The sequence below is a fragment of the Actinacidiphila glaucinigra genome, assembly GCF_900188405.1.
In the GTDB taxonomy this organism is placed as follows: Bacteria; Actinomycetota; Actinomycetes; order Streptomycetales; family Streptomycetaceae; genus Actinacidiphila; species Actinacidiphila glaucinigra.
On record NZ_FZOF01000012.1, the window covers coordinates 57008 to 83479 of the forward strand.

A 26472-nucleotide genomic window follows, 5' to 3' on the forward strand; every position below is an offset into this window, starting at 1 on the left:
GATGACGTCGCGTCAGATTCCCAGGCCGCGGCCCCGCCCGCAACGCGCCGACGCCCCGCTATCCCGCGAGGAGCCGGGACACAGAGTAGATGACCAGGCCCGCCAGCGAGCCGACGACGGTGCCGTTGATCCGGATGAACTGCAGGTCGCGTCCGACGTTGGCCTCGATCTTGCGGGTGGTCTGCTCGGGGTCCCAGCCGGCGATGGTGTCGGTGATCAGCGCGGTGATCTCGTCGCGGTAGGTGGTGACCACATAGGTGGCGGCGTCCTCCAGCCAGCCGTCGATCTTGGCGGTCAGCCGCGGGTCCTCCGTCATCCGCGCGCCCAGGGACAGCAGTGAGGCCCGGGCACGCAGCCGCAGTTCGCTGCGCTCGTCCTCGGCGGCGGCGACGATCATGCCGCGGACCGAGCCCCACGCGGACTCGATGAGGTCCTGGACCTCGTTGCGGGCGATCAGGTCCTTCTTGAGTCGTTCGACGCGGGCGCGGGTGTCGGGGTCGGACTGCAGCTCGACGGCGAAGTCGGCCAGGAAGCGGTCGATCGCCTCGCGCGCGGGATGCTCGGGCATGTCCCGCATCTCGGCGGTGAAGCGCACGAGTTCCTTGTAGACGCGTTCGCCGACCCGGCGGTCCACGAAGCGCGGCGTCCAGCCGGGGGCGCCTCCCTGGACGGCGTGCATCACCGAGTCGGAGTGCTCGACCAGCCAGTCGTGGGCGCGGACGCAGACCAGGTCGACCACGCGCCGGTGCCCGCCGTCGGCGACGACGCGCTCCAGCATCTTGCCTATCCCCGGGGCGATCTCCTGGGCGTCGGCGCGCCGGGTGATGGCCTCGCCGACGACGGCCTGGACGTCGGAGTCGCGCAGCACGGTCAGCGCGCCGCGCAGCGCCGCCGCGCCCTGTTCGGTGACGCGGTCGGCGTGCTCGGGGTTTTCCAGCCAGGCGCCGAGCCGCCGGGCGATGCCGACCTTGCGCAGCCGGGTGCGGACGACCTGCGGGGACAGGAAGTTCTCGCCGACGAAGTCGCCGAGGGTGCGGCCGAGCGCGTCCTTCTTCGTGGGGATGATCGCGGTGTGCGGGATGGGCAGGCCGAGGGGCCTGCGGAAGAGCGCGGTGACCGCGAACCAGTCGGCGAGCGCGCCGACCATGCCCGCCTCGGCGGCCGCCGCGACATAGCCGGACCACGCGCCGGCTCCCGCCGACTCGGCCCATCTGGCCAGCGCGTAGACCGCGGTGGCCACCAGCAGCAGGCCGGTGGCGATCACCTTCATACGTCGTACGCCGCGCCGCCGGCCCTCGTCGGCGGGGCTGTACGAGAACGCCGGAGTCGGGTCTTGGTCCGATCCGGTCACCGGAGCCGTTTTCATCCGCCGCATCCACTCCTTCCGCGTATCGTCCACACCACACTCTTCGAGTGGAACGAACAACGAGTTCCCGGCGTCCGACAATGCAGACGGGCAGGCCCCACGTCTCCATGGGATCATGGCGGCAGCGGATCGCGCCGGTTTCCCGCCCTTTGATCCCAGGAGTGAAGCGCCGCATGGCCAGATCGTCGGGTTATGCACTGCTCGCCGGAATTGTCGCGCTGGCCGCGGTCATCTCCGCCGCGATCTTCGTCACCGCCGACCGTACCGGCGCCTCCGGCCGCTCCGGCGGGCCCGTCGTGGCGGCCGGACTGCCCGGTGTCCCCAACCAGGCCGCGCCCGCGGCGTCCGGTTCGTGGGTGGGTACCTGGTCGACGTCCCCGGTGGGCGGCGAGCCGAACGCCCCGGACGGCTACGCGGGGTGGTCGATCCGCAACGTGGTGCACACCAGTGTCGGCGGCACCTCGGCGCGCGTCCACCTCTCCAACCTCTTCGGCCGCACCCCGCTGCAGATCGGCCGGGCGACGGTCGCCGTCGCGGCCGCCCCGGGGTCGCCCGCGGCGGCGGGCGGCACGATGCGGTCGCTCACCTTCGGCGGGCGGACGCAGGTGCGGATCCCCGCGGGCGGCAGTGTCGTCAGCGATCCCGTGCAACTGGCCGTTCCGCAGGCGGCGGACCTGCTGGTGACGACGTACACCCCGCAGGCCTCGGGCCCGGTGACGTACCACCCGCGGGCGCAGCAGACCTCGTTCATGGCGTTCGGCGAGCGCGCCGCGCGCAGTGACGGCGCCGCGTACACCACGCGGACCCCGTACTGGCGCTACGTCACGGGGGTGGACGTCTTCACGCGGCAGGCGGCCGGGTCGGTGGTGCTGTTCGGCGACTCGATCACCGACGGCATCACGGCCACCCCGGGCGCGAACCACCGCTGGCCGGACCGCCTGGCGACGCGGCTGCGCGGCTCCGGCGACCGGGGGCTGCGGCTCGGCGTCCTCAACCAGGGGATCAGCGGGAACCGGGTGCTGCGCGACGGCGAGTACGGCGGCAATCCCAGCGGTCTGAGCCGCCTGGAACGTGACGCGCTGTCCCAGACCGGTGTGCGTACGCTCGTCGTCGAGCTGGGTATCAACGACGTGCTGCGGCCGCCGCAGCGGACCGGCGCGCAGGAGATCGTCTCGGGGCTGCGGGAGATCGTGGCGCGCGGTCACGAGCGCGGGCTGCGGGTGCTGGGCGCCACGCTGACCCCGTGCGGTGGCCACGCAGGCTACAACACGCACTCCGAGGCGGTGCGGCAGCAGGTGAACGCCGCGATCCGGGCGGGCACGGTGTTCGACGAGGTGATCGACTTCGACCGGGCGCTGCGCGACCCGAACCGGCCCTCCGCGCTGCTGCCCGCCTACGACTCCGGTGACCACCTGCACCCCAGTGACGCCGGATTCCTGCGCATGGCGGAGACTGTGAAGTTGTCGCTGCTCAAGGGCGGCGTGGCGGCCAAGGTGTGACGAGTACGGACGGACGGCGACACCCATGACGGAGCACGCGGGCGGGCTGCCCGGCTACGCGGAGCACTTCGGCGAGCCCGAGGGGTACCTGGACTTCGCCCGCTACGGCCCGCCCTCGCGGGACGTCCTGGACGCGACGGCGGCCGCCCTTGCGGCGTCGGCGGAGGCCGACCACACCACCGTCAACGACCTGATGCGGGCCGAGCCTCGGGCCCGGGCCGCGGCGGCCCGGCTGGCGGGCACGGACACCGAGCACGTGGCGCTGCTGCCCAACGCCTCCACCGGGATTTTCCACGCCGCCTTCGGCGTGCCCGGCGGCGCCGTCCTGGTGCCGTCGGCCGACTTCCCCGCCAACCACTACCCGTGGCGGCGCGCGGCCGCCCTGGGCCGGGCGGTGCCGCGCTGGCTGGACGGCGCGCCGACCCCCGACGCGGTGCGCGAGGCGCTGACGGACGAGGTGGTGGCGGTCTCGGTCAGCGCCGTGGACTTCCGCACCGGCTACCGGGCCGATCTGGCGGCGCTGCGCGAGGTCGTCGGGGACCGGCTGCTCGTGGTGGACGCGATGCAGGCGTTCGGCGTCGCCGAGCTGCCGTGGCAGGCGGCGGACGTGGTCGTCGCGGGCGGCCAGAAGTGGTTGCGGGCGAGCTGGGCGACCGGTTTCGCGGCGCTGTCGGACCGGGCCCTGGAGCGGCTGGAGCCCACGCTGACGGGGTGGACCGGGGTCGAGGACGTCGCCGTCTTCGACGACACCGAGCACCCGGTCGCGCCGGACGCGCTGCGCTGGAGCATCACCAATCTGAGCCCGGTGACGGCGGCGGCCTTCGCGGTGGCACTGGAACTGGTCGAGGGTGTCGGGGTGGCCGCGATCGAGGGTCACGTGGCACGCCGGGTCGACGAGCTGATCGACGTGGTCCGCTCGGCCGGCGGGCAGGTGCTGTCCCCGGTGGCCCGTGCCGAGCGGGCGGGCATCGTGTCCTTCGCGGTGCCGGACGTGGACCCGGCGCAGGTCGCCAAGGCGCTGCACGAGCACGGGGTGACCCCGTCGGTGCGGGCGGACTCCGTGCGGCTGTCTGCGCACGCGTCGACCACGGCGGGCGCGGTGGAGCGGGTGCGCGCGGCGCTGTCCTCGCTGCGCTGACCCGCGGGGCGGGGACACCACCCCGCCCGGCCCGCGCCCCGGCCACCGGCTGGCCGGGCAGGGAACACCGCGGTGCCGGGGAGGACCTGTCCGGGCGATCGGCGGCTGCCGCACTGCGCGCGGGCTTCGCGGCGTCGGCCCGACCCGCCGCGCCGTCGTGGGGGACGGGGTCGCCGTCGAGGACCCTTCCCGCGCGGGCTGCCGGCTGCGGCACGCGTCGTCACGTCGGCCGCGCGATGCACGCAGGACGTTCCCGCGGCGCCCCCGGGAGGGCGGCGCCGGCCAAGTCCCCCGCAGGACCCGGAGGTCGTGGACGCCTGTGGCGCCGGCCCGCTCGCACCGCCGGGACGGCGGAGGCCGCCTCAGGCAGGAGCGGTGCTGCTCGCCGCGTACATGCGGGCGATGACGTCCTCGATGGCGGGTTCGCGCACCGACAGGTCGACGACGCCGTGCCGCGCGGCGAGTTCGGCGACCAGGGGCGCCGCGCTGGCGGCCGCGGGGAAGGCGATCCACTGCCGGGGGCCTTCGACGCGTTCGCAGCGGGCGCCGGGCAGTTCCACCGGTGGCAGCTCCCGCTCGAAGTCGACGACGAGGGTGCGCTCGCTGTCGCCGGCGGCGTGCAGCCCGTCGAGGCCGCCGTCGTACACCAGGCGGCCGTGGTCGATGACCATGACGCGGCGGCACAACTGCTCGATGTCGGTGAGGTCGTGCGTGGTGAGCAGCACGGTGGTGCCCTGCTCGGTGTTGACGGTCCGCAGGAACGCGCGGACCTTCGCCTTGCTGACGACGTCCAGCCCGATGGTCGGCTCGTCGAGGTAGAGCACCTCGGGGTCGTGCAGGAGCGCCGCGGCGATGTCGCCGCGCATGCGCTGGCCGAGCGAGAGCTGCCGTACGGGGACGTCCAGGAGCGGTGCGAGGTCGAGCAGGCCGACGCAGCGGTCGAGGTTGCGGCGGTAGCGGGCGGCGTCGATGCGGTACATGCGGCGCACGAGTTCGTAGGAGTCGCGCAGCGGCAGGTCCCACCACAAGGTGGTGCGCTGGCCGAAGACGACGCCGATGCGGCGGGCGAGCCGGGTGCGTTCGCGGGAGGGGTCGATGCCGGCGACGCGCAGGCGCCCGCCGCTGGGGGTGAGGATGCCGGTGAGCATCTTGACGGTGGTGGACTTGCCGGCGCCGTTGGGCCCGATGTAGCCGACGACCTGGCCGGCGGGGACGGTGAAGGAGATGCCGTCCACGGCGCGCACCTGCCGGCGTTCCCGGCGCAGCGGGCCGGTGCGGCGGCGTACGTCGAAGACCTTCTCGACGCGGTCGAGTTCGATGAGGGCGGTCATGTCGGGCATCAGCTCCCGGTGCTCCGGTACGAACGAAGGCCCGCCCGCCAGGCGGCGCCGGCCAGGGCGCAGCAGGCGACGGCGACCAACGGCGGGGCGAAGTCCACCCAGCCGGGCAGGCCCAGGGGGTCCTGGCGGCCCAGGATGCGCAGGGCGGGCAGCCAGTTGACGAAGGCGAGGGGCATCACGAAGGTGACGCCGCGCACGAGTTCCTTCGCGAACACCGACGGCGGGTACTGCAGCAGGGTGGCGCCGCCGTAGGTGAAGGAGTTCTGCACCTCCGAGGCGTCGCCGGCCCAGAACTGGAAGGCCGCGCCGGCGACGAAGACCGCGCCGAAGATCCCGGCGCCGCTGAGCAGCATCATCGGCAGCAGCACCAGGTCCAGGGCGGTCCAGTGCAGTTCCAGACGGGTCACCGACCAGACCAGGACGAGCAGTCCCTGGACGATCCGGCCGATCCGGCGCAGCGCGAAGCGGTCGGCGGCGACCTGGGCGAGGACGGGCACGGGCCGCACCAGGAGGGTGTCGAGCGTGCCGTCGCGGACCCGGCCGCCGAGCCGTTCCATGCTGCCCAGGGCGAGGTCGGCGAGGCCGAAGGCGGTGCCGGCGGTGCCGTAGAGGAAGGCGACCTCGGGCAGCGAGAAGCCGCCGAGCCGGTCGACCTGGGAGAACATCAGCAGGATCGCGAGGAAGTCCAGCCCGGTGGCGGCGAAGTTGACGGCCGCGGTCATGAGGAACGACGCCCGGTACGCCAGGGCCGAGCGGGTCCACATCCACACGATCAGCCCGTAGGCGCGCAGTCCCTCAGCCACCCTGGACCACCACCTTGCGGGTGGCCGCGGACTGCAGCAGCCGCCCCGCGCCGAGCAGGAGGACCGCCCAGGCCGCCTGGAAGGCCAGGGCCGCGGCGAGGGCACCGCCGGTGTGCCGGCCGAGCAGGATGTCGGCGGGCACCTGCAGCAGCGCCGACCAGGGCAGCACCAGGGCGATCGCGGAGAGGTCGCCGGGGAAGGCGTTGAGGGGCAGCAGCATGCCGGAGAAGAAGAGCGTGGACAGGCCGGAGACGGCGACGATCCCGGTGCCGTCCATGAGCCAGAAGACGCTGAGGACGACGAGGTAGCGCAGGGCGAAGCTGACGAGGACGCCGAGGGCGACCGACAGCAGGAAGAACGCCCAGGTGGCGGGGGAGGCCGGGAGGGCGAGGTCGAAGGCGAGGGCGCCGCAGGCCATGGGTACCGCGCCGCGGGCGAGCAGCTGGTAGCCGGCCCGGCCGAGGTCGGCGGCGAGCCACCAGGCCTGCAGGTCGGCGGGGCGGTGCAGGTCGACGGCGATGTCGCCGCTGCGGACCCGCTCGATCAGCTCGTCCTGGAAGCCGCCGCCCATGAGGGAGGACGTCGCGAACAGCGCCTGGCCGATCCAGACGTACGTCAACGCCATGGACTGGTCGTAGCCCCCGAGGTGCGGCCGTTCGTGCCAGAGGGCGATGTAGGTGTATGCGGTGATGAAGCCGAAGACGGTGTTGGTGAAGACGCCGGCCGCGGTGGCCACCCGGTACGTCGCGTGGCGCCGGAAGCCGCTCGCCGCCACGGTCGCGTACAGGTGCATGGTCCCTCCTCCCGGTGTGGGGAACGGGTCCGCCCGTTCGCGCGCAAGCGCCCGACCTTACTCGTGGTGACCGCCGACTGCCACGGAGTTTTCACCCGGCGGGGTGGAGGGCGTCACGCATTCGGCCTGTCACAGGCTTGTCACGGATGCACAGCGATGACCCATTTTGTCCTGATGGTGGGAAAGTGTCCGCCGGGTCGTACGGCACGATTGACCCAAGATGTTCCCGCCGCGGCACAACCCTCGGCGGCCGCGGAGGAGTCAGTACAGACATGAGCAGCAGCAACGCTTCCCCCGGCGGCTGGGAGAACCGGCCCTCCGGCAAGAAGCCGAAGCGCACCGGTGCCCGCAGGCTGATCCCGAGCTGGCGCGCGGTGCTCGGCGCGTTCCTGTTGGTCGTGCTGGCGTGCGCGGGGGCGTTCATCATCGGCTACCAGCTGGTCGACATCCCCAAGGCGAACGCGGGCGCGGTCGCGCAGAGCAACGTCTACCTGTACTCCGACGGCACCCAGCTGGTCCGCGACGGCGCGGTCAACCGCGAGAACGTGGGCCTGGACCAGGTGTCCGAGGTCGCCCAGCACGCCACCCTCGCCGCCGAGGACCGCAACTTCTACCACGAGTCCGCGGTCAGCCCGAAGGCGATGCTGCGCGCGGGGTGGAACACTGTCACCGGCAAGGGCAAGCAGTCCGGTTCGACCATCACCCAGCAGTACGTCAAGAACTACTACCTCAACCAGGAGCAGACGGCGGTCCGCAAGGCCAAGGAGTTCTTCATCGCGATCAAGCTGGACCGCGAGAAGACCAAGGAGGAGATCCTCGAGGGATACCTCAACACCAGCTACTACGGCCGCAACGCCTACGGCATCCAGGCCGCCGCCCAGGCCTACTTCGGCAAGGACGCCGACGAACTCGACGCCGCCGAGGGCGCGTACCTGGCGACTCTGCTCAACGCGCCCAGCGAGTACGACATCGTGGCCCACCCGCAGAACAAGGCCAAGGCGGAGGCCCGCTGGGACTACGTGCTGGACGGCATGGTCAAGGAGGGCTGGCTGAGCGAGGGCGAGCGCGCCGGGCTGAAGTTCCCGACGCCGCACAAGGCCAAGGCCGCCACCGGGATGTCCGGCCAGCGCGGCTACCTGCTCGAGGCCGTCAAGGACTACCTGTACGAGGCGAAGATCCTGGACGAGGAGACGCTGCGCTCCGGCGGATACCGCATCACCACCACCATCGACCGCAAGAAGGAGAAGGCCTTCGTCAAGGCGGCCGAGGAGCAGCTGCTCGACAAGCTCAAGCCGAAGGCGCACAAGGCCGACAAGTACGTGCGGGTCGGCGGGGCGTCCATCGACCCGGCCACGGGCAAGGTCGTCGCGATGTACGGCGGCGTCGACTTCACCAAGCAGTTCGTCAACAACGCGACCCGCTCGGACTACCAGGTCGGCTCCACCTTCAAGCCGTTCATCTTCGCCTCCGCCGTGCAGAACGACTCCACCACCCAGAACGGCCGGCGCATCACCCCGTACACCGTCTACGACGGCCGGAACAAGCGCGAGGTCATCGGACGCGACGGCCCGACCGGCTATGCCCCGGCGAACGAGGACGACGTCTCCTACGGGGCGATCACGGCCACCAACGCCATGGACAAGTCCGTGAACTCGGTCTACGCCCAGATGGCGCAGGACGTCGGCTCGGGCAAGGTCAACGACACGGTGCGGGCGCTGGGGATGCCGGAGAAGGTGAAGCTGGTGAGCAGCCCGGCGATGGCGCTGGGCACGATGACGGCGAGCCCGCTGGACATGGCGCAGACCTACGCGACGCTCGCCAACCACGGCCGGTACGTCCCGTACAGCATGGTCGTGAAGATCACCAAGAACGGGCAGGACGTGCAGCTGCCCACCCGCCGGCCCACCCAGGCCGTGCACCGCGAGGCCGCCGACACCACGACCTCGATCCTGCGTTCGGTGGTCCGGGGCGGCACCGCCACCGCCGCGCAGGCGGCGGGCCGGCCCGCCGCGGGCAAGACCGGCACGGCCGAGGAGGACAGGGCCGCCTGGTTCGCCGGTTACACCCCGGACCTGGCCACCGTCGTCGCCGTCATGGGCCAGGACTCCCAGACCGGCGCCCAGAAGGAGCTGTACGGCACCACGGGACTGCCCCGCGTCAACGGCGGCGGCTTCCCCACGCAGATCTGGGCGCAGTACACGGCCGACGCGCTGAAGGGGAAGCCGGCGAAGAACTTCAAGCTGCGGCTGGAGCCGGGTGCCCAGGCCCCGCCGACCACCGCCCCGCCGGTCAGCTCCGCCCCGCCGACGACCTCGGCCCCGCCGACCACCACCGCCCCGCCGGAGACCTCCGAGCCGCCCGGCACGGAGGAACCGCCCACCAGCGAGGAGCCGAGCGAGCCCGGCGGCCCGTCCAGCCCCGGCGACGGCGGTGGCACCGACGACGGCGGACTGCCCATCGGGGGCCTGGACGGCGACCCCGGCGGCGGGGACGACTTTCCGTAGGCACGCGGCGCCCGGTGCGTTGCGGTGTGACGCTCAGTGCCCCGAGGTCGCCTTCAGGCCGACCACGGACACCAGCAGCAGGCAGATGAAGAAGATCCGGGCGGCGGTCGCCGGCTCGCCCAGCACCACGATGCCGAGCACGGCCGCACCGGCCGCGCCGATCCCGACCCACACCCCGTAGGCGGTGCCGATCGGCAGCGTCCGGGCCGCGTACGACAGCAGCAGCATGCTCGCGACGATGCCGAGCCCCGTGCCGACGCTGGGCCACAGCCGGGTGAAGCCGTCGGTGTACTTCATGCCGATCGACCAGCCGACCTCGAGCAGGCCGGCGGCACACAACAGGACCCATGCCATGACGGGCACCTCCACGATCCTCGGGGGGTCAGGGGGTGCGTCGTCTTTGCATGGGCCCTGGTACGGCGCGTCTCGTCAGGGTACGGACCCGACGATAACAAACTCAGAGGTAGAGGCCGGTGGAGTCCTCCGAGCCCTGCAGCCGCTCCGCCGCCACCGCGTGCAGGTCCCGCTCCCGCATCAGCACGTACGCCGTACCGCGCACCTCGACCTCGGCCCGGTCCTCCGGGTCGAAGAGCACCCGGTCGCCGACCTCCACGGTCCGTACGTTCTGTCCCACCGCGACGACCTCGGCCCAGGCGAGCCGCTTGCCGACGGCCGCCGTGGCGGGGATCAGGATGCCGCCGCCGGAGCGCCGCTCGCCCTCGGGGACGTCGGAGCGCACCAGCACGCGGTCGTGCAGCATGCGGATGGGAAGCTTGTCATGCGTATTCGAACTCACAGGTACGACGTTACCGGCGGCGCCGGCGCAGTGAGAGCCCGGCCACCACCGCGACCAGTGCCACCGCCGCCACCGCGACCGGCACGATGCGCTCCACGCGGGGCGCGCCGTCCTCCGACACGAAGTGGCCCCGCAGCTCGGTCACGCCGCGGTTCACCGCCACGTACGCACGGCCCGCGGTGCGGTCCACCGCCGAGCTGACCTTCGCCTTGGCGTCCGCCGCGAGCGTGCTGGGATGCACCCGCACCGCGATCTCGTCCAGCGTCGCGGCCAGCGCCTGCCGCTTGAGGGCGATGTCCGCCTCGATCTGAGCAGGGCTCCTGCCATCCGACACTGCTCCGCCTCCATCGTCCTTGTCGACCGGTACCGTGCAGACAGTCTGTCAGCCCGTCCGTGCCGATGCCCGTCGGCACCCCGAACCGGAGAACTGCACCATGAGCGAGCGCCTCCAGCCCGGCGACACCGCCCCCGCCTTCACCCTTTCCGACGCCGACGGCAACGAGGTCTCCCTCGCCGGCCACGCGGGCCGCAAGGTCATCGTGTACTTCTACCCGGCCGCCCTCACGCCCGGCTGCACCAAGCAGGCCTGCGACTTCACCGACAACCTCGACGTGCTCGCGGGCGCCGGCTACGACGTCATCGGGATCTCGCCCGACAAGCCGGAGAAGCTGGCCAAGTTCCGCGAGAAGGAGTCCCTGAAGGTCACCCTGCTCGCCGACCCCGACAAGTCCGTGCTGACCGCGTACGGCGCCTTCGGCGAGAAGAAGCTGTACGGCAAGGTCGTGACCGGGGTGATCCGCTCCACCGTCGTCGTCGACGAGCAGGGCAGGGTCGAGCACGCCTGGTACAACGTCAAGGCCACCGGACACGTCGCCAAGCTCATCCGCGACCTGGGGGTCTGACGGTCTGACACCCCGTCGGCCGGGGCGGTCACGCCCGGGTGTGCGAGCCGGTCAGCGCCGCGTACACCACGACGTTCGCCGAGTAGGACTGGGTGGCGTGGTCGAAGGTGCCGCCGCAGGTGATCAGCCGCAGCTCCGGGCGGACCCCCGAGCCGTACACCCGGTCCGCGCGGAAGCCCGTCTTGTCGACGATCTCCACGCCCTCGACGGCGAACTCGGCGACCGAGCCGTCCGAGCGGGTGACCTCCACCAGGTCGCCCTGCGTGACCGTGCTCAGGGCGTAGAAGACCGCCGCTTTGCTGCGGGTGTCGACGTGCCCGACGATCAGTGCCGCCCCCGCGTCCCCGGGGGCGGGACCGCGCCCGTACCAGCCCGCCACGTCCGGCGTGCTGAACGGCGGCGGGTCCACAGCGCCGTCGGCGGTGAGCCCGCGCTCCACCAGCTTGGCGTGGATGCCCGCCGAGCGGATGTCGATCCGTAGCGGGCGCGCCGGGGGCAGCGGTGTGTGCGCCGCGTACACCTGGGCGGGCCGCCCGGCGGCCCCCGCGGTCGCGGCGGGCGCGGGGGCGCCGATCCCGGACCCCGGCAGGCCGGGGTGGACGTATCCCTTCAGCCACGCCGCGGAGAGCACCACGGCGGCCGCGAGGGCCGCGACGGTACGCGCCTGCACCGGGTCAGTCCCGGGTACGGCGGCGGTGCACGACCAGCCCCGCGGCCCCCGCCACGGCCAGCACGCCGGCCGCCACGATGCCGGGCACGCCCGCGGGCTGCTGCTGCGCGGCGGCCTGATGGGCCGCCATGGCGCCGCCGCCCGCGGGAACGGGCGCGGACGGGAAGCCGGAGGCGGCCTCGGTGACCGCCAGCGTGCCCTCGTGGGACTTCCCGTCACAGGTGATGGCGACCCGGTAGGAGCCCGGGGTCAGCCCGGAGCGGACCACCGCGGAGGCGTACATCCCGCCGTCGCTCGCCGGGGCGAGCGTGACCGGGGTGACGAACGCGGAGGAGCTGACGGTGCCGGTCTTGGCGCGGTCGCACTGGTCGGTGCGGACGTCGACGTCGGCGCCGGGGCCGGCCGTGCCCGGGGTGATCCTCACCGGGCCGCTGTCGACGCCGGCGACGCCTCCAACGCCGCCGACGCCTCCAACGCCTCCAACGCCGCCGACGCCCCCTACGCCGCCGACGCCCCCTACGCCGCCGGTTCCGCCGACGCCCCCTACGCCGCCGGTTCCGCCGTCGTCCGGGCCGTTGCCGCCGCCGTTGCCGCCGCCGTTGTCCTCGCGGCCGTCGTCGTCCTGTCCGGAGTCGTTGCGGCCGCCGTTGTCACGGCCGGAGTCATCGTCGTCGTTGCTGTTCTGGCGGCCGTTGTCGCGGCCGCTGTCGTCGTCGTCATCGTCATCGTCGTTGTTGCTGTTGTTGTTGTTCTGCCGGCCGTTGTCCTGGTCGTCGTCGCCCTTGTTGCCGAACTGCAGGAGCGGATTGCCGCCCCCGCCGTCGTCGTCCCCGTCACCCCCTCCACCGCCTCCGCCGAACTGGAAACTGGTCCCGCTGGAGTCGTCCCGCCCGTCGTCCGCCACGGCCGCGGTACCGCACAACGCGATCAGCGTCGCCGCGGCGGCGGCACACAAGGGAACGCGGGCGGCCCCCATGACAGAGCCCATGATCACAACCTCCACTCACCCGGGCTCATGCCGTCGGATTGGTCGGCCCCGGTGTTTCGAAGGTCCCTTCCCGGGCGGGCCTTCGCATGCGGTGGTGCTCCGGACGGGTCGGGGGGTCGCCCGGACCGGCGAACCCGGGGCGGACACCGCGCGCATGTGCACAGGTCACCCGGCCGGACTAGAGTCCGCAGCCATGACAGCGCGCAAGCCCATCGAATCCTGGCTCACCGACATGGACGGCGTCCTCATGCACGAGGGCATCCCGGTGCCCGGCGCGGACGCCTTTATCAAGCGGCTGCGGGACTCGGGCCGCCCGTTCCTCGTCCTGACGAACAACTCGATCTACACCCCCCGCGACCTGGCGGCCCGGCTCAGCCGCATCGGCCTGGACGTGCCGGCCGAGAACATCTGGACCTCGGCGCTGGCCACGGCCCGCTTCCTGGACGACCAGCACCCCGGCGGGACGGCGTACGTCATCGGTGAGGCCGGCCTCACCACGGCCCTGCACGACGCGGGGTACGTGCTGACCGACCACGAGCCCGACTTCGTGATCCTGGGCGAGACGCGGACCTACTCCTTCGAGGCCCTCACCAAGGCCATCCGCCTGATCAACGCCGGCTCCCGGTTCATCGCCACCAACCCCGACAACACCGGTCCCTCGCCCGAGGGGGCGCTGCCCGCCACCGGCTCGGTGGCTGCGCTGATCACGAAGGCGACAGGGAAGGACCCGTACTTCGTCGGCAAGCCCAACCCGCTGATGATGCGCACCGGCCTCAACACCATCGGCGCGCACTCCGAGACCTCCGCGATGATCGGCGACCGCATGGACACCGACGTGCTGGCGGGCCTGGAGGCCGGGATGCAGACCTTCCTGGTGCTGACCGGCCTGACCAAGTCGGGTGACATCGACCGCTTCCCGTACCGGCCGACCACCGTCGTGGACTCCATCGCGGACCTCGTCGACCTCGTCTGACGACGGCGCGCCCCCGGCCGCGACCGGCCGGGGGCGCACCGCGCCGGGAGCGCGTCAGCTGCCGGTCGCCTCCTGCCAGGCCTGGACGTACGTGTCGAGGTTGGTGTCGATGTCCGCCCAGTCCGGCTGGAAGACCTCCACGTTCTGGAGGATGCGGGACAGCGCTCTGGCGTTGGCGTCGTCGGCCTTCACGTCGGTGCGCGCGGCGAAGCCGCCGCCGATGGAGCTGACCTGCTTCTGGGCCTCCTCGCCGAGCATGAAGTCCAGCAGCTTCCTGCCGTTCTCGGAGTGCGGTCCGCCCTTGACCAGGCCGCCGGCGTACGGCAGCGCGAAGGTGGTGGCCCGGCCGCCCTGGGCGGCCGGGAACCAGATGCCGAGGTTCGGCATCGACTTGGTCTGCGCGAAGTTCATCTGGACGTCGCCGTTGGCGACGAGGATCTCGCCCTTGTCGACCTTCGGCGCCAGCTTGCCGGTGGAGGAGGACGGGCCGACGTTGTTGGCCTGGAGCTTCTTCAGGTACTCCATGGCCTGGTCCTTGCCGCCGAAGTCGTGCATCGCCTTGATGACGACCGCGGTGCCGTCGCCGGCGACGCCCGGCGTGGAGTACTGGAGCTTGTTCTTGTACTTCGCGTCCAGCAGCTCGTCCCAGGTGGTGGGGGCGGTCTTCAGCTGCTGCCTGTTGTAGACGAAGCCGAAGTAGTTGTTGACGACCGAGGTCCAGGTCCCGTCGGTGGACTTGTCGGCGGCCGCGACCTTGTTGGCGCCCTTCGGGGTGTACTTCTCCAGCAGCCCCTTGGCGCCGGCCTGCTGGATGAAGGGCGGCAGGGTGACCAGGACGTCGGCCTGGGTGTTGGACTTCTCGCGGACGGCGCGCTGCACGACCTCGCCCGAACCGCCCTCGACGTAGCGGACCTTGATGCCGGTCTGCTTCTCGAAGTCCTTGAAGACCCGGTCGTACCAGCCGTCGCCGTTCTCGCCCTTGAGGCCGTCGGCGCTGTAGACGGTGACCTCCTTGGCGTCGGAGGCGGAGGAGCCGCCGCCGCAGGCGGTGAGGGCGCCGCCGAGGACGAGGGCGGAGGCGAGGACGGCGATCGGGGCGCTCAGGGCGCGACGGGGGGCGCGGGAGACGCGGGAGACGCGGGGCACGGAGGACATGGCGGGACTGATCTCCTTGGGGGTCATCGGTAGGAGGCCTTGGTGCGGATGCGGGAGAGGGCGAGCAGGACGAGCAGGGTCGTGCCCATGAGGACCACCGCGAGGGCGGAGCCGGTGAAGGGCGAGCCGCGGTCGGTGGCGCCGAAGACGAGGACCGGCAGGGGCAGCCAGTCGGGCGGGTAGAGCATCATCGTGGCGCTCAGCTCGCCCATGGACAGGGCGAAGCAGAGCCCGGCGGCCGCCCCCAGGGAGGGCAGCAGCAGCGGCAGTCGGACCCGCCACAGCACGTACCAGGGGCGGGCGCCGAGGCTGGCCGCCGCCTGTTCGTAGGCGGGGTCGAGGCGGCCGAGCGCCGCCGTCACCGACTGGTGGGCGAAGGCCGTCACCAGGACGGTGTGGGCCAGGATCACGATCCACCGGGTGCCGTTGAGCAGCACGGGCGGTTTGCTGAAAGCCACCAGAAGCGCGAGTCCGGCGACCACCGACGGCACCGCGACCGGCAGCATGAACAGCAGGTCCATCACGCGCCGGGCCCGGCGGCCCAGCGCGTGCGCGGACAGCGCGGCCCAGGTGCCCGCGGTCAGCGCCAGGGCGCTCGCAGCGGCCGCGGTGGCCAGGCTGGCCGTCAGGGCCCGCAGCGACTCGCCGCGCACGGCGGCGTCGTAGTGGTCCAGGGTCGGGCCGGACGGCAGCGCGCCGCTCCAGTGGCCCGCGAAGGACGCGGCCACCAGCACCAGCAGCGGCAGCGCGAACAGCGGCAGGAAGAGCAGGGCGAACAGCGCCCACACGGCCCGGCGGCCGCCGCGGCTATGCACCAGCACGTCGGCTCACCGCCCGGTAGATGCCGTACAGCGTCAGCGAGACGGCGACGTTGACGGTGGCGACGACGCAGGCCGCGGGGTAGTCGGACTCCAGGATCGCCTTGGTGTAGACGAGCATCGGCAGTGTGGTGACGCCCTTGGCGCCGGTGAAGAGCACGATGCCGAACTCGTTCAGGCACATCACCAGCACCAGGCTCCCGCCGGCGGCCAGCGCGGGCAGTGCGTCGGGGAGGATCACCTGCCGCACGATCCGCGGGGCGCGGGCACCCAGCGAGGAGGCGGCCTCGATCTGCGCGGGGTCCAGCTGCCCGAAGGCGGCCAGCAGGGGGCGCATCACGAAGGGCGTGAAGTACGTGACCTCGGCGAGGATCACCCCCCAGGGCGTGGTCAGGAAGGCGAACGGCCCCTCGGCGGCGCCCGTCACGTCCGTCCACAGCCCGTTGGCCATGCCCGCCGACCCGTACACGAAGACCAGCGCCAGCGTGATCAGGAAGGACGGGAAGGACAGGAAGACGTCGACGAAGCGGGCGACCGCGCGGGCGCCGGGGAACGGCACGAAGGCGATCACCAGGGCGAGGACGAAGCCCAGCACCAGGCAGCCGGCCGTCGAGGCGGCCGCGATCCACACGGTGTTGCCCAGCGCCCGCCGGAAGACCTCGGAGCCGAAGACGTCCTGGTAGACGGCGAAGGAGTGCCCGCCGGTGTCGGGGGACACGGACTGCCACACCAGGAGCACCAGCGGGTAGAGGAAGCCCGCCGCGAGCAGCGCGACCGGCACCCCCGCCCACAGCAGGCGCGGCGCCCAGGGGCGTGCCTCAGCCATCGCGGTCATCGCCCCCGGTGCCCGCGGGCAGCAGGACGGCGTCGTCCGGGGCGAAGTGCACGGTGACGGTGTCGCCGGGGGCGGGCGGGTCGCGCAGTTCGCCGACGTCGGCCATCAGCCGGTGGCCCGCGGTCTCCACCAGCAGCCGGTGGGTGGCGCCGCGCCACTGGATGCCGGTGACGGTGCCGGGCAGCGGATTGGGCCCGTCGCCCAGGCCCACGGCGTGCGGGCGCACGCACAGCGTGGCCTCGGCGCCGGGGGCCGCGTCGCCGGTGGGGGCTTGCAGGTCGTGCTCCGCGAAACGCACACCGCCGTCCCTGCCGACGGTGACCGGCAGCAAGTTGGCGTTGCCGACGAAGGACGCGGTGAACTCGGTGCGCGGGCGCCGGTAGAGCTCCTGCGGAGTGCCGACGTCCCGGAGCCGGGCCCGGTCCATCACCGCGATGCGGTCGGCCAGGGTCAGCGCCTCGATCTGGTCGTGCGTGACGTACAGCATGGAGACGTCGGGCAGTTCGCGGTGCAGGCGCGCCAGTTCGGCCAGCATCCCCGAGCGCAGCCTCGCGTCGAGCGCGGACAGCGGCTCGTCGAGCAGCAGCACTTGGGGGCGCACCGCCAGGGCGCGGGCGATGGCGACGCGCTGCTGCTGGCCGCCGGACAGCTCGCGCGGGTAGCGGCGGGCGAACTCGCCCATGCCGGTGAGCGCCAGGGCCTGCTCGACCCGTTCGGCGGTCTCGGCGCGCGGCACCCCTTGCGCCCGCAGTCCGAAGCCGACGTTCTTGTCGACCCGCATGTGCGGGAAGAGGGCGTAGCTCTGCACGACCATGCCGATGCCGCGCTGGTACGGCGGCAGCTTCGTCACGTCGCGGCCGTCGATCCACACCCGGCCGCGGGCCGGGGTGACGAAGCCGGCGACGGCGCGCAGCGCGGTGGTCTTGCCCGAGCCGGAGGGGCCGAGCAGGGCCATCACCTCGCCGGGTTCCACGGTGAGGTCGAAGGAGTCCAGGACGGTGGTGCGGCCGTAGGCCACCGTCACGTCCTCGAACCGTATGCCCATCTCAGAACTCCGCCAGCAGGGCGGGGAGTGCGGCGACGGAGTCCAGGACGTGGGTGGCGCCCGCCTCGCGCAGCGTCTTCTCGTCGTGGGCGCCGGTCAGCACGCCCGCCACGACGGTCGCGCCGGAGCGGACGCCGGAGAGCATGTCGTACGCCGTGTCGCCGGCCACCGCGATCTCGCGGACGGAGTCGGCGGCGCGGGTGCGCAGCAGCGCGGTGAGCACCATGTCCGGGTAGGGGCGGCCGCGGCCGCCGGCGTCGGCCGGGCTCAGGGTGAGGTCGGCGATGTCCTGCCAGCCCAGGGCGGCCAGGATCGCGTCCTGGGTGGTGCGGGAGAAGCCGGTGGTCAAGGCCACGGTCCGGCCCTGCTCGCGCAGCGCGGCGATGGCCTCTGCGGCGCCGGGCAGCGGCGCGCAGGCTCCGGAGTCGACGAGCTCGGCGTAGGCGTGCTCGAACTCGGTGTTGGCGCGCTGCGCCCGCTCCTCGGTGCCGAACAGGGCGCGGAAGACGGAGATCTTGGACTCGCCCATGGTGCGGCGGACGTAGTCGAGGTCGGGCTCGGCGCCCAGGCGTTCGGCGGCCCGGACGAAGGCCCGCTCGACCAGGCCGTCGTCGGCGACGGTGGTGCCGGCCATGTCGAGCACGACGAGCTTGGGGGAAGCGCCGGAGTGAGTGTCTGTCATCTTCGTTACCAGCCGATCTCGTTGGCGGTGTCCTCGCCGATGGCGGGGGAACAGGTCATGCCGCGGCCGCCGGGTCCGGTGACCAGCCACACGCCGTCGGCGACGCGCTGCCGGTGCACCACCAGGGACGGGTCGGTGCACTGCGCGTACACCCCGGCCCAGCGGCGGCGCACGCGCGGCAGGGGGCGGCCGAGCAACTCCGCGGCGGTGGCGGTGAGGTGGTCGTACGGGTCCTCGGTGACGTCGAAGGCGAAGGGCTCGTCGTACTCGTGGGTGTCGCCGATGGTCAGCCCGCCGTCCAGGCGCTGCACCATGAGCAGTTGCATGCGGTGCCCGGCGGCGACCGGCGGCTGCGGCTGGCCGGCGCGCAGCGCGTCGAGCGCGGTGCCGGCGTAGGCCGGGTAGTAGCGGAAGCTGTCGGCGTCGGCGACCGAGGTCGTCAGCGGTTCGTCCAGCGGGTCGGTCTGCGCCATCTGCAGGCGGACCCGGCGCACCGGCAGCCCGGGGCCCGCGAGTTCGCGCACCAGGCCGGTCAGGTGGGCGCCGGTGGCGAGGACGACGGTGTCGCCGCGGTGGGTGTCGCCGTGGTCGTCGCGGACGGTGCCGGGGGAGACGTCGCGGACCTCGCGGCCGGGCAGGAAGGTGTAGCGGCCGGTCGCGGCCAGGTGCGCGCGCAGCGCGGGCAGCGCGACCCGGGACTCCACGGCGGCGTCCCGCTCGCACAGCACGGCGCCGGTGAACTCCCCGCGCAGCGCCGGGTTGCGGCGGCGGACCCCGTCCGCGTCGAGCCACTTCATACCGCGCGCGGCGGCGTCGGGGGAGGCCAGGGCCTGCTCGGCGACGGCGCGTTCCGCCTCGGTGCGGACCACCGTCAGCGAGCCGTTGGCGCGGAAGCCGACCCCGGGCACGACCTCGCCGATCCGCTGCCACAGCTCGCGGGCGCGCTGCGCGGTCCCCAGCTCCGCGCCGGCGGCGCGGCCGGAGACCCAGACCAGTCCGAAGTTGCGGACGGAGGCGCCGCGGGCCTCGGTCTCCCGTTCCAGGTGGACGACCTCGTGGCCGCGCGTGACGGCGTGCCAGGCGTGGAGGGTGCCGAGTGCTCCGGCGCCCACGATCAGGACTCTCATGGCGACCACGGTCGGGTCGCCGTCGGACGCGGCCACGACCGCTCGCTGAACCGGTTGTGAACGGACCCGCAATCTTGGACTAGACCCGTTACCTTTCCGTGACTATTCAAGGGTCCACGAGATGGGAATCCGAGGGGGCGGAAGCCGGCGGATGCCTACGTACGGGACAGATGGGTCGTGAAGCTGAAGCGGTCCCCGCGGTACAGCGACCGCACCCGCTCCAGCGGCGCGCCCTGGGTGTCCCGGCTGTACCGGTGCAGCAGCAGCATCGGCAGCGCGGGCGGCGTGCCGATCAGCAGCGCCTCGCGGGGCGTGGCGAGCACCGTCTCGATCCGCTCGTCCGCGTCGCCGAACTCCACGCCCACGCGCTCGCGCAGATAGGCGTAGAAGGACGAGTCCGGGTCGAAGTCCTCGTCCAGCCGCGGCACGCGCGCCACCGCGACGTAGGTGCTCTCCAGGCCCACCCGCTCCTCGTCGGCGAGCAGCACGCGCTCCATGTGCCACACCGTGCCGCCCGTGGCGATGCCCAGCTGGCCGGCCAGCACCTCGTCCGCCGCGATCCGGTCGAGCGACGTCAGGTTGCGGCCCGGCACCCTGCCCTGGCGGCGGACTCCCTCGGTGTAGCTCGCCAGCGACAGCGGCTGCTCCAGCTTCGGCCCCGCCACGACCGTGGCCCGCCCGCGGCGTCGCAGCCGTCCCTGGATCAGCAGTTCGCGCAGCGCCTGGCGTACGGTCTCGCGCGCCACGCCGAAGCGGGCGGCGAGCTCGCGCTCGGTCGGCAGCGGCACGCCCTCGCCGAGTTCGCCGAGCAGCTCCTCCAGCCGCGTCTTGACGACGAAGTACTTGGGGAGCCGGCCGTGCTCGGGGATGCCGGCCCGGGTCGGCGCTCCCGCCTGGGTGTCGTTCACCTGTCGATCCTCGCAGACGGGGACGGGTGCCCGGCCGCGCGCGGACGGCCGGCGGGCGGTGCGACGACGCCGGGACGTGAGACGTTCACCGGGTGATCACCGGATGGGCGGCGGGAGTTGGGGGCGGCGGAGCAGGCTCTCCCCGCATTTCCGCAGCGATCTTGGAAGGGCGTCCACCGATGCTGTCCCGCACCCGCACGGCCACCCTCGTCCCCGGCGCGGTCGCCACCGTGCTCGCCGCCGCCATGGTGCCGCTCCTCGGCACCCCGGCGGGCGCCGCCTCGTACGGCACCCCGACGATCTCCCTGTCCGCCGCCTACCTGTCGGGCGCCGTCGGCGCCACCGGCGACCCGGCCGTCACGGTCACCGTCGCGCAGAGCGGCGCGGACGCCTCGGCGCTCACCGTCGCCGCCTCCGCCAGCACCAAGACCTCCGTGGCCGCCACCGGCGACGTGACCGTCACCGGCACCGGCGGCACCCGCACCCTCACGGTCGCCCCCCGCGCCCGCGGCTACGCCGACCTGACGGTCAAGGTGACCGGCCTCGGCGGCAAGACCGCCACCAAGACGCTGCACTTCGCGGCCTCCGCCGCCGTCACCCACGCCGCCGACACCCGCTACACCACCGGCTCCAGCGACGCCTCCGCCGCCGTGGACGTCGGCGGCGGCTACATGGTGGTCGCCGACGACGAGAGCAACGTGCTGCGGCTGTACCGGCGCGACGGCTCCGGCGCCCCCGTGCGCACCTGGGACATCGGCTCCAAGGCCGGCGCCTCCTCCGAGATCGACATCGAGGCCGGCACCCGGGCGGGCGGCACCATCTACTGGACCGGCTCGATGGGCAACAACAAGGACGGCGAGGTCAAGGCTGACCGCTCCACGCTCTTCGCCACCACCGTCACCGGCAGCGGCGCCGACACCCAGCTGACCGTCTCCGGCTACTACGAGGGCCTGCGCGCCGACCTGATCGCCTGGGACAAGGCCAACGGCAACCGCTACGGCTTCGCCGCGGGCGCCGCCTCCGGCGAGATACCCAAGGCCGTCGACGGCTTCAACGCCGAGGGCATGGAGTTCGCCCCCGGCTCCACCAGCACCGCCTACATCGGCTTCCGCGCCCCGCTGGTGCCCCCGGCCTCCGGCGGCAAGGCCCTGCTGGTGCCGGTCACCAACCTCGACAAGCTGGTCGGCGGCAAGCCCAACACCTCCGTCCACGCCACCTTCGGCACCCCGGTCACCCTCGACCTGGGCGGCCTCAGCGTCCGCGACATCCGCCGCAACGCCGCAGGCCAGTACCTGATCCTGGCCGGCTCCTGGGCCGCCGACGACAACAGCGACCCGTACGCCCTCTACTCCTGGGACGGCAGCGCCGGCAGCGCCCCCGTCAGGCTGCTCGACCTGCCCACCTCCGACCCGGGCGCCTGGGAGGCCATCGTGGACGTCCCCGACCTCACCGCGGCCGGTGCCCGGACGCAGCTGATGACCGACAACGGCGCCGCCGACCTGTACGGGGACGGCAAGGAGGCCAAGGACCTCAGCCACCCCGAGTGGCAGAAGTCCCGCAGCACCTGGTTCACCCTCAGCGGCTGAACCTCAGGGCCGCACCGCCCATGACCATGAGCACCCCGGCGCCCGTGAGCACCAGCGCGGGCGCCCGGTGCGGGTCGCCGGTGGCGGCGAGGCTTGGGGCGGCGAGGCTTGGGGCGGCGAGGCTTGGGGCGGCGCCGGGCGCGGTCTCGGCGCCCTTGCCCGGGACGGGTCCGGCCCCGGGGCCCGTCCCCGGTCCGGCCTCCGGTCCGGCTTCCGGTCCGGTCCCCGGTCCGGTCCCTGCCGAGGGGTCCGGTGCCGGCGAGCCGCCCGGCCGGGTGCCCGGCCCCTCGCCCGGTCCGGTGCCGGTGCCGGTGCCCCCGTCCCCGCCTTCGGCGCCGTCCGGCCGCCCCTCCTCGCCGGTCCGGCCGGGGCGCGGGGACTGCGGCCCGGCTGTGGCGTCGCGGGACGGTACGACCTCGAAGTCGTAGCCCTCGGACTCCCCGACCCAGTCGCCGTCCGCACCGCGGCGCTCCATGATCGTTGCCGTTGCCGTGACCGGCCCGGCGGGCGCCGGCGCGGTGAAGCGCAGCCGCAGCGCGATCGACACCTTGCGGCGCGACGGCAGCGTGGTGCCCGGCCCGTTCTCGCCGCCCACCACGGCGATGTTCTCGTCGTTGGCCGTGTGCTGTACGGCCACCGGCCGCCAGGAACGGTCCGGTGCGTTCCCGGCCTTCGCGACGGGGTCCGCCACCTGGTACTCCAGGAGGATCTGCCCGGGCGTCAGCCGCCGTCCGCGGTCGACGAAGACGAGGACCGGGTGGACGTCGCGCAGTCGCCCGCGCGAGGTGTTCTCCAGTTCCACCCGGAACTCCCGGGGCCCGGCCCCCGCCGTGTAGGTGTGGGGGCCGCCCAGCAGCCGGGCGGTGACCGGGAAGTCATCCGCGGCCGCCTGGGGGGCCGCCGCCACGACCGCGGCCGTCGCGACGGCCAGAGCGCTGCACCACCTCATGGGCAGTGAAGCTCTCACGGTCATCCGCTGATATCACCGCGCGACGCGGTGACGGTCCGCCCCCGCACCCGTACGGGCGGCCGGCCCACCGCCGTCTGGCCGAAGAGCGGCGCCAGCGCCAGCAGCGCGGCCCCCTCGGCGACCACGCGCCGCCCGGCCGTGGCGACGGTGACCGGCACCGTGCGTCCGGCCGCGCGCAGGGTCCGCGGGTCCATGGCGGCGGCCACCTCGCGCGCGAACAGCCCGGGGTCCGCCAGCACCGTACGGCCGCCCAGCACCACCCGGTCGATGTCGAGCAGGGAGACCAGATTGGCGGCGCCGACACCGAGCAGCCGCGCGGCCCCCGCCGTGTCCCCGCGGCCGACGGCGGCCAGGCACAGCGCCTCCAGGCAGCCCCGGTTGCCGCAGGCGCACACCGGGCCGTCCGGGGCGACCGCCTGGTGGCCGAACTCGCCGGCGCCCGTGCGGGCACCGCGGTGCAGGGCGCCGTCGAGCACGAGGCCCGCGCCGAGCCCGGTCCCCAGGTGCAGATAGCCGAACGAGTCCCCGGCGCCCGGGCCGGGCTCGGCGCCGGCTGCCGCGTCCTCGCCGGTCGGGAGCACGGCGAGCGCCGCCGCGTTGGTGTCCTTGTCCAGTACGACCGGCAGCCCGAGCCGTTCGGCCAGCGCGTCGCGCAGCGGGTAGCCTTCCCATCCCGGCAGGCCCGTGACACGGTGCAGCACCCCCGCGGCGTGGTCCAGCGGGCCCGGGCAGGCGAGCCCCGCGCCGAGCACCGCCCCGTCCGCGCCGGGTGTGGCCCGGACGGTCTCCCGGACCAGCCCCGCCACCGCCTCCAGCACCTCCCCGGCCGGGCGGCCGAGGTCCAGCGGGAGGGTCCTGGCGTCCACCACGCCGCCCGCCAGGTCGGCGAGCACCACGGTCAGTTCGTCGCGGTCCAGGTGCACCCCGGCGGCGTACCGGGCGCGGCGGGCCAGCCGCAGCAGGGTGCGGGGCTTGCCGCCGGTGGGGGCGCCGCGTCCCGCCTCGTCGACCAGCCCGTCCGCCCGCAGCCGTGCGGTGATCTTGCTGACGGCCTGCGGGGTGAGCCCGGTGCGCTCGGCCAGTTCGAGACGGCTGATGCCGGTGCCCGCGCCGACCGTCGCCGTCCGCAGCAGGCCCAGGACGAGGGCGGTGTTGTGGCTGCGCAGCGCGGGCAGGTTGGCCCCGGAGATTCCCCTGTTCACGTCTCCTATTGTCAGGCTCCCTTGCACTTTGGCAACAGCGTTGCTTAAGTGGTCGCATGTCTCCCGCACCCCTTCGCGTCGGGCTGGTCGGCTACGGTCTGGCCGGTTCGGTCTTCCACGCCCCGCTGATCGCCACCACCGACGGCCTCGTCCTCGACACCGTCGTCACCAGCAACCCGGAGCGCCAGGCGCAGGCCCGCGCCGAGTACCCGGACGCCCGTCTGGCCGGCCACCCGGACGAGCTGTGGAAGCGGGCCGGCGAGCTCGACCTGATCGTCGTGGCCTCGCCGAACAGGACCCACGTCCCCCTGGCGACCGCCGCCCTGGAGGCCGGACTCGCGGTCGTCGTCGACAAGCCGGTCGCCGGCACCGCGGCCGAGGCGCACGCCCTCGCGGACCTCGCCGACGAACGCGGCCTGCTGCTCTCGGTCTTCCAGAACCGCCGCTGGGACAACGACTTCCTCACCCTGCGCGGGCTGCTGGAGCGCGGCGAACTGGGCGACGTGTGGCGCTTCGAGTCCCGCTTCGAGCGGTGGCGGCCGAGCCTGAAGGGCGGCTGGCGCGAGTCCGGCGACCCCGCGGAGATCGGCGGCCTGCTCTACGACCTCGGCAGCCACCTCGTCGACCAGGCGCTCGCCCTCTTCGGCCCCGCCGTCTCCGTGTACGGCGAGCTGGACGTGCGCCGGCCCGGCGCCCAGGTGGACGACGACGCCTTCGTGGCCGTCACCCACGCCGGGGGCGTCCGCTCCCACCTCTGGATGAGCGCCACCACGGCGCAGCTCGGCCCCCGCTTCCGGGTGCTCGGCAGCGCCGCCGGCTACGTCAAGCACGGCCTGGACCCGCAGGAGGCCGCCCTGCGCGACGGCGCCCGCCCCGCGCCCGGCGCCGTGTGGGGCACCGAACCGGAGGCCGAATGGGGCCTGCTGGGCGCCGGCGACGACGTGCGCCCCGTGCCCACCCTGCCGGGCGGGTACCCCGCGTACTACGCCGCCGTCGCCGCGGCGCTGCGCGACGGCACCGCGCCGCCGGTCACCGCCCGCGAGGCCGCCGACGCGCTCACGGTCATCGAGGCGGCCGCCGTCTCGGCCCGCGAGGGACGGACCGTGACGCTCACGCCGAAGGTCTGACCCCCCAGCGCCTTTCGAGGTGTACAGCGCCCGGCCCGCGGTCCGCTCCTCCCGGAGCCGCCGGCCGGGCGCTCCTCACCCTCGGGCGCCGGGACCGCGGGAGTGGTCCGGCGCGTCAGGGGAGGGGCGGTGGGGCCGCCCCGGACCGTCCGGTTCGGGCAGCCGGGCGCGGAAGCGCACCAGCACCGCGCCGTCGGCGGTGTGGTGCACCCGCACCCCGTCCAGCGGTGCGCCGGTCCCGGTGCCGGTCAGCGCCCGGCACAGGAGGGTGGGCCCGTCCGGGGACGGCGGCCGCGGCGGCACGCCGGCGAGACCGCCGGGCGGCCGGTGGTAGCCGGTGTCCGTCACGCACACCGAGCAACGGGCGCCGTCCACGCCCAAGGTGACGCGGAACCGGCGCGCCCGCCCGTACGCGAGGACATAGCCGCAGGCGACCGCGACGGCCTCGGCCACCCGCGTCGCCGCGGAGCCGTAGGCCAGGGTCTCCAGCGCCGCCCCGCTCATCCGGGCGGCCAGGGCGTCGCTGCCGGGGGCACGCTGCAGGGAGAAGGTCCAGCAGACGTCGAGTGCGGATCTGCGCGGATCGGACAGGGACAGTCGTGAGGAGGCCGCGAGCTTGGCCATGGCCGGACCACGTCCTGAAGGCATAGGAGGCACTTCCGGCGACCGGGGTCCTGGGCCGCCCTGCCAGGCTAGAACACCTGAACGCGGCCGGGCTAGGGCGTGTCGGGGGCGCGTGTGCGGCGCGCGCTTCAGGCCGTGGGCTCCGGCCAGTCCGGCAGGATCGTGAAGCTCCGGGTCAGCCGCGTCGCCCGCAGCGTGCGCAGGGTGAACTCGTCGCGGCACACCAGCCGTACGCGCCCGGAGTGCTCCTCGGCGCGGCGCCGGGCGCGCACCAGCGCCGACAGGCCGCTGCAGTCGATGAACTCCACCGGCCGCAGGTCCACCACGATGTCCGGGCGGTCGGCACCGGTCAGCGCGTCCAGCGCGGCGGACACCCCCGGCGCGGTGAGCACGTCCACCTCGCCGCCGAGCGTCACGAGGGTGCTGGACCCGTCGGTGCGCCGGTGGATCCGGGGCGTGGTGTCTGTGGCGTCGTCGGACATGGGACGTCTCCGGGAACGGGAGCCTGGCGAGTGCGGCAGGGACGGGAACGGGACGGGACGCCACCGGGGTCCGGGGTGGTGGGCCCAAGCCTATGCCCGGCGCGCGGGCACCTGCCCGGCCGAGGACGAATACCGGACG

Annotated in this window: 27 protein-coding genes; 7 read left to right on the forward strand and 20 right to left on the reverse strand. The window is 73.7% G+C overall.

The genetic code is table 11. The features are described from left to right. Positions 1-58: 58 nt before the first annotated feature. The gene (locus CHF15_RS23435; protein WP_245938998.1) at positions 59-1366 is read right to left on the reverse strand and encodes a DUF445 domain-containing protein; all 1308 of its coding nucleotides are present in this window, start codon (positions 1364-1366) and stop codon (positions 59-61) included. Positions 1367-1539: 173 nt separating this feature from the next. Between CHF15_RS23435 and CHF15_RS23440 the strand changes: the two genes are divergently transcribed. Together CHF15_RS23440 and CHF15_RS23445 are read left to right on the forward strand one after the other, a co-directional pair. Then, on the forward strand, positions 1540-2865 hold the full coding sequence (locus CHF15_RS23440) for an SGNH/GDSL hydrolase family protein (protein ID WP_089225837.1): 1326 nt from the start codon (positions 1540-1542) through the stop codon (positions 2863-2865). A gap of 25 nt (positions 2866-2890) precedes the next feature. Further along, complete coding sequence (locus CHF15_RS23445; protein WP_089225838.1) at positions 2891-4003, forward strand: aminotransferase class V-fold PLP-dependent enzyme; 1113 nt, start codon at positions 2891-2893, stop codon at positions 4001-4003. Between the two features lie 362 nt (positions 4004-4365). Here the strand turns inward: CHF15_RS23445 and CHF15_RS23450 are convergent, their stop codons facing one another. The 3 genes from CHF15_RS23450 to CHF15_RS23460 are packed head-to-tail and all read right to left on the reverse strand — an operon-like array spanning position 4366 to position 6939. Further along, on the reverse strand, positions 4366-5343 hold the full coding sequence (locus CHF15_RS23450; protein ID WP_089225839.1) for an ABC transporter ATP-binding protein: 978 nt from the start codon (positions 5341-5343) through the stop codon (positions 4366-4368). After that, entirely contained in the window at positions 5343-6146 is an 804-nt protein-coding gene (locus CHF15_RS23455; protein ID WP_089225840.1) for an ABC transporter permease, read from the reverse strand. Before CHF15_RS23455 ends, CHF15_RS23450 begins: the two co-directional genes overlap by 1 nt. Next, a complete protein-coding gene (locus CHF15_RS23460) occupies positions 6139-6939 on the reverse strand; it encodes an ABC transporter permease (protein WP_089225841.1) in 801 nt (266 codons plus the stop codon). Before CHF15_RS23460 ends, CHF15_RS23455 begins: the two co-directional genes overlap by 8 nt. A gap of 272 nt (positions 6940-7211) precedes the next feature. On the opposite strand from CHF15_RS23460, the gene CHF15_RS23465 reads away from it, so the two are divergent. Further along, positions 7212-9443, forward strand: coding sequence for a transglycosylase domain-containing protein (locus CHF15_RS23465; protein WP_089225842.1), 2232 nt, complete (start codon positions 7212-7214; stop codon positions 9441-9443). A 33-nt stretch (positions 9444-9476) separates the two neighbouring features. On the opposite strand, the gene CHF15_RS23470 is transcribed toward CHF15_RS23465, so the two are convergent. From CHF15_RS23470 to CHF15_RS23480, 3 genes are all read right to left on the reverse strand, one after another. Next, positions 9477-9797, reverse strand: coding sequence for a DMT family transporter (locus tag CHF15_RS23470; protein ID WP_089225959.1), 321 nt, complete (start codon positions 9795-9797; stop codon positions 9477-9479). 103 nt (positions 9798-9900) lie between these two features. Further along, a complete protein-coding gene (locus CHF15_RS23475; protein ID WP_026251892.1) occupies positions 9901-10239 on the reverse strand; it encodes a GroES family chaperonin in 339 nt (112 codons plus the stop codon). Between the two features lie 10 nt (positions 10240-10249). Beyond that, positions 10250-10573, reverse strand: a complete 324-nt coding sequence (locus CHF15_RS23480; protein ID WP_089225843.1) for a DUF3618 domain-containing protein — start codon at positions 10571-10573, stop codon at positions 10250-10252. A 100-nt stretch (positions 10574-10673) separates the two neighbouring features. Between CHF15_RS23480 and bcp the strand changes: the two genes are divergently transcribed. Further along, on the forward strand, positions 10674-11141 hold the full coding sequence (gene bcp, locus CHF15_RS23485) for a thioredoxin-dependent thiol peroxidase (protein WP_018564004.1): 468 nt from the start codon (positions 10674-10676) through the stop codon (positions 11139-11141). Positions 11142-11169: 28 nt separating this feature from the next. On the opposite strand, the gene CHF15_RS23490 is transcribed toward bcp, so the two are convergent. Further along, on the reverse strand, positions 11170-11811 hold the full coding sequence (locus CHF15_RS23490; protein ID WP_089225844.1) for a class F sortase: 642 nt from the start codon (positions 11809-11811) through the stop codon (positions 11170-11172). A gap of 4 nt (positions 11812-11815) precedes the next feature. Beyond that, complete coding sequence (locus CHF15_RS23495) at positions 11816-12799, reverse strand: hypothetical protein (protein WP_143681625.1); 984 nt, start codon at positions 12797-12799, stop codon at positions 11816-11818. 193 nt (positions 12800-12992) lie between these two features. Here CHF15_RS23495 and CHF15_RS23500 point away from each other — a divergent pair, with 193 nt between their 5' ends. Next, positions 12993-13772 carry an HAD-IIA family hydrolase gene (locus CHF15_RS23500; protein WP_089225846.1) on the forward strand — a complete coding sequence of 260 codons (780 nt, stop codon included), beginning with the start codon at positions 12993-12995 and terminating at the stop codon, positions 13770-13772. A 54-nt stretch (positions 13773-13826) separates the two neighbouring features. Here the strand turns inward: CHF15_RS23500 and CHF15_RS23505 are convergent, their stop codons facing one another. From CHF15_RS23505 to CHF15_RS23535, 7 genes are all read right to left on the reverse strand, one after another. Next, entirely contained in the window at positions 13827-14927 is a 1101-nt protein-coding gene (locus tag CHF15_RS23505) for a 2-aminoethylphosphonate ABC transporter substrate-binding protein (protein WP_089225847.1), read from the reverse strand. A gap of 23 nt (positions 14928-14950) precedes the next feature. Then, complete coding sequence (locus CHF15_RS23510) at positions 14951-15748, reverse strand: ABC transporter permease subunit (protein WP_179279928.1); 798 nt, start codon at positions 15746-15748, stop codon at positions 14951-14953. Then, the gene (locus CHF15_RS23515; protein WP_245938999.1) at positions 15735-16571 is read right to left on the reverse strand and encodes a 2-aminoethylphosphonate ABC transporter permease subunit; all 837 of its coding nucleotides are present in this window, start codon (positions 16569-16571) and stop codon (positions 15735-15737) included. Before CHF15_RS23515 ends, CHF15_RS23510 begins: the two co-directional genes overlap by 14 nt. Beyond that, positions 16564-17625, reverse strand: coding sequence for an ABC transporter ATP-binding protein (locus CHF15_RS23520; protein WP_089225849.1), 1062 nt, complete (start codon positions 17623-17625; stop codon positions 16564-16566). The genes CHF15_RS23515 and CHF15_RS23520 overlap by 8 nt, the downstream gene beginning before the upstream one ends. Before the next feature lies 1 nt (position 17626). Further along, entirely contained in the window at positions 17627-18307 is a 681-nt protein-coding gene (locus CHF15_RS23525) for a phosphonatase-like hydrolase (RefSeq protein WP_089225850.1), read from the reverse strand. 5 nt (positions 18308-18312) lie between these two features. After that, entirely contained in the window at positions 18313-19434 is a 1122-nt protein-coding gene (locus CHF15_RS23530) for a TIGR03364 family FAD-dependent oxidoreductase (protein WP_089225961.1), read from the reverse strand. A gap of 155 nt (positions 19435-19589) precedes the next feature. Beyond that, the gene (locus tag CHF15_RS23535) at positions 19590-20342 is read right to left on the reverse strand and encodes a GntR family transcriptional regulator (RefSeq protein ID WP_089225851.1); all 753 of its coding nucleotides are present in this window, start codon (positions 20340-20342) and stop codon (positions 19590-19592) included. A 179-nt stretch (positions 20343-20521) separates the two neighbouring features. On the opposite strand from CHF15_RS23535, the gene CHF15_RS23540 reads away from it, so the two are divergent. Beyond that, a complete protein-coding gene (locus tag CHF15_RS23540; protein WP_089225852.1) occupies positions 20522-21928 on the forward strand; it encodes a hypothetical protein in 1407 nt (468 codons plus the stop codon). Here the strand turns inward: CHF15_RS23540 and CHF15_RS23545 are convergent. Further along, on the reverse strand, positions 21918-22877 hold the full coding sequence (locus CHF15_RS23545; protein ID WP_089225853.1) for a hypothetical protein: 960 nt from the start codon (positions 22875-22877) through the stop codon (positions 21918-21920). The genes CHF15_RS23540 and CHF15_RS23545 overlap by 11 nt on opposite strands. Positions 22878-22897: 20 nt before the next feature. Beyond that, positions 22898-24100 carry an ROK family transcriptional regulator gene (locus tag CHF15_RS23550; protein WP_089225854.1) on the reverse strand — a complete coding sequence of 401 codons (1203 nt, stop codon included), beginning with the start codon at positions 24098-24100 and terminating at the stop codon, positions 22898-22900. Positions 24101-24156: 56 nt separating this feature from the next. On the opposite strand from CHF15_RS23550, the gene CHF15_RS23555 reads away from it, so the two are divergent. Next, entirely contained in the window at positions 24157-25227 is a 1071-nt protein-coding gene (locus CHF15_RS23555) for a Gfo/Idh/MocA family oxidoreductase (RefSeq protein WP_089225855.1), read from the forward strand. A gap of 75 nt (positions 25228-25302) precedes the next feature. Here the strand turns inward: CHF15_RS23555 and CHF15_RS23560 are convergent, their stop codons facing one another. Together CHF15_RS23560 and CHF15_RS23565 are read right to left on the reverse strand one after the other, a co-directional pair. Further along, entirely contained in the window at positions 25303-25851 is a 549-nt protein-coding gene (locus CHF15_RS23560; RefSeq protein WP_089225856.1) for a hypothetical protein, read from the reverse strand. A 128-nt stretch (positions 25852-25979) separates the two neighbouring features. Beyond that, positions 25980-26333, reverse strand: a complete 354-nt coding sequence (locus CHF15_RS23565; RefSeq protein WP_089225857.1) for an STAS domain-containing protein — start codon at positions 26331-26333, stop codon at positions 25980-25982. Positions 26334-26472: the final 139 nt, after the last annotated feature.

Coding starts and splice junctions, on each gene's coding strand:
- CHF15_RS23465 (WP_089225842.1), top strand. CDS start 7,212: ATGAGCAGCAGCAACGCTTCCCCCGGCGGCTGGGAGAACCGGCCCTCC.
- CHF15_RS23565 (WP_089225857.1), bottom strand. CDS start 26,333: ATGTCCGACGACGCCACAGACACCACGCCCCGGATCCACCGGCGCACC.
- CHF15_RS23560 (WP_089225856.1), bottom strand. CDS start 25,851: ATGGCCAAGCTCGCGGCCTCCTCACGACTGTCCCTGTCCGATCCGCGC.
- CHF15_RS23545 (WP_089225853.1), bottom strand. CDS start 22,877: ATGAGGTGGTGCAGCGCTCTGGCCGTCGCGACGGCCGCGGTCGTGGCG.
- CHF15_RS23500 (WP_089225846.1), top strand. CDS start 12,993: ATGACAGCGCGCAAGCCCATCGAATCCTGGCTCACCGACATGGACGGC.
- CHF15_RS23450 (WP_089225839.1), bottom strand. CDS start 5,343: ATGCCCGACATGACCGCCCTCATCGAACTCGACCGCGTCGAGAAGGTC.
- CHF15_RS23440 (WP_089225837.1), top strand. CDS start 1,540: ATGGCCAGATCGTCGGGTTATGCACTGCTCGCCGGAATTGTCGCGCTG.
- CHF15_RS23435 (WP_245938998.1), bottom strand. CDS start 1,366: ATGAAAACGGCTCCGGTGACCGGATCGGACCAAGACCCGACTCCGGCG.
- CHF15_RS23445 (WP_089225838.1), top strand. CDS start 2,891: ATGACGGAGCACGCGGGCGGGCTGCCCGGCTACGCGGAGCACTTCGGC.
- CHF15_RS23520 (WP_089225849.1), bottom strand. CDS start 17,625: ATGGGCATACGGTTCGAGGACGTGACGGTGGCCTACGGCCGCACCACC.
- CHF15_RS23495 (WP_143681625.1), bottom strand. CDS start 12,799: ATGGGCTCTGTCATGGGGGCCGCCCGCGTTCCCTTGTGTGCCGCCGCC.
- bcp (WP_018564004.1), top strand. CDS start 10,674: ATGAGCGAGCGCCTCCAGCCCGGCGACACCGCCCCCGCCTTCACCCTT.
- CHF15_RS23470 (WP_089225959.1), bottom strand. CDS start 9,797: ATGGCATGGGTCCTGTTGTGTGCCGCCGGCCTGCTCGAGGTCGGCTGG.
- CHF15_RS23530 (WP_089225961.1), bottom strand. CDS start 19,434: ATGAGAGTCCTGATCGTGGGCGCCGGAGCACTCGGCACCCTCCACGCC.
- CHF15_RS23460 (WP_089225841.1), bottom strand. CDS start 6,939: ATGCACCTGTACGCGACCGTGGCGGCGAGCGGCTTCCGGCGCCACGCG.
- CHF15_RS23515 (WP_245938999.1), bottom strand. CDS start 16,571: ATGGCTGAGGCACGCCCCTGGGCGCCGCGCCTGCTGTGGGCGGGGGTG.
- CHF15_RS23540 (WP_089225852.1), top strand. CDS start 20,522: ATGCTGTCCCGCACCCGCACGGCCACCCTCGTCCCCGGCGCGGTCGCC.
- CHF15_RS23525 (WP_089225850.1), bottom strand. CDS start 18,307: ATGACAGACACTCACTCCGGCGCTTCCCCCAAGCTCGTCGTGCTCGAC.
- CHF15_RS23555 (WP_089225855.1), top strand. CDS start 24,157: ATGTCTCCCGCACCCCTTCGCGTCGGGCTGGTCGGCTACGGTCTGGCC.
- CHF15_RS23505 (WP_089225847.1), bottom strand. CDS start 14,927: ATGTCCTCCGTGCCCCGCGTCTCCCGCGTCTCCCGCGCCCCCCGTCGC.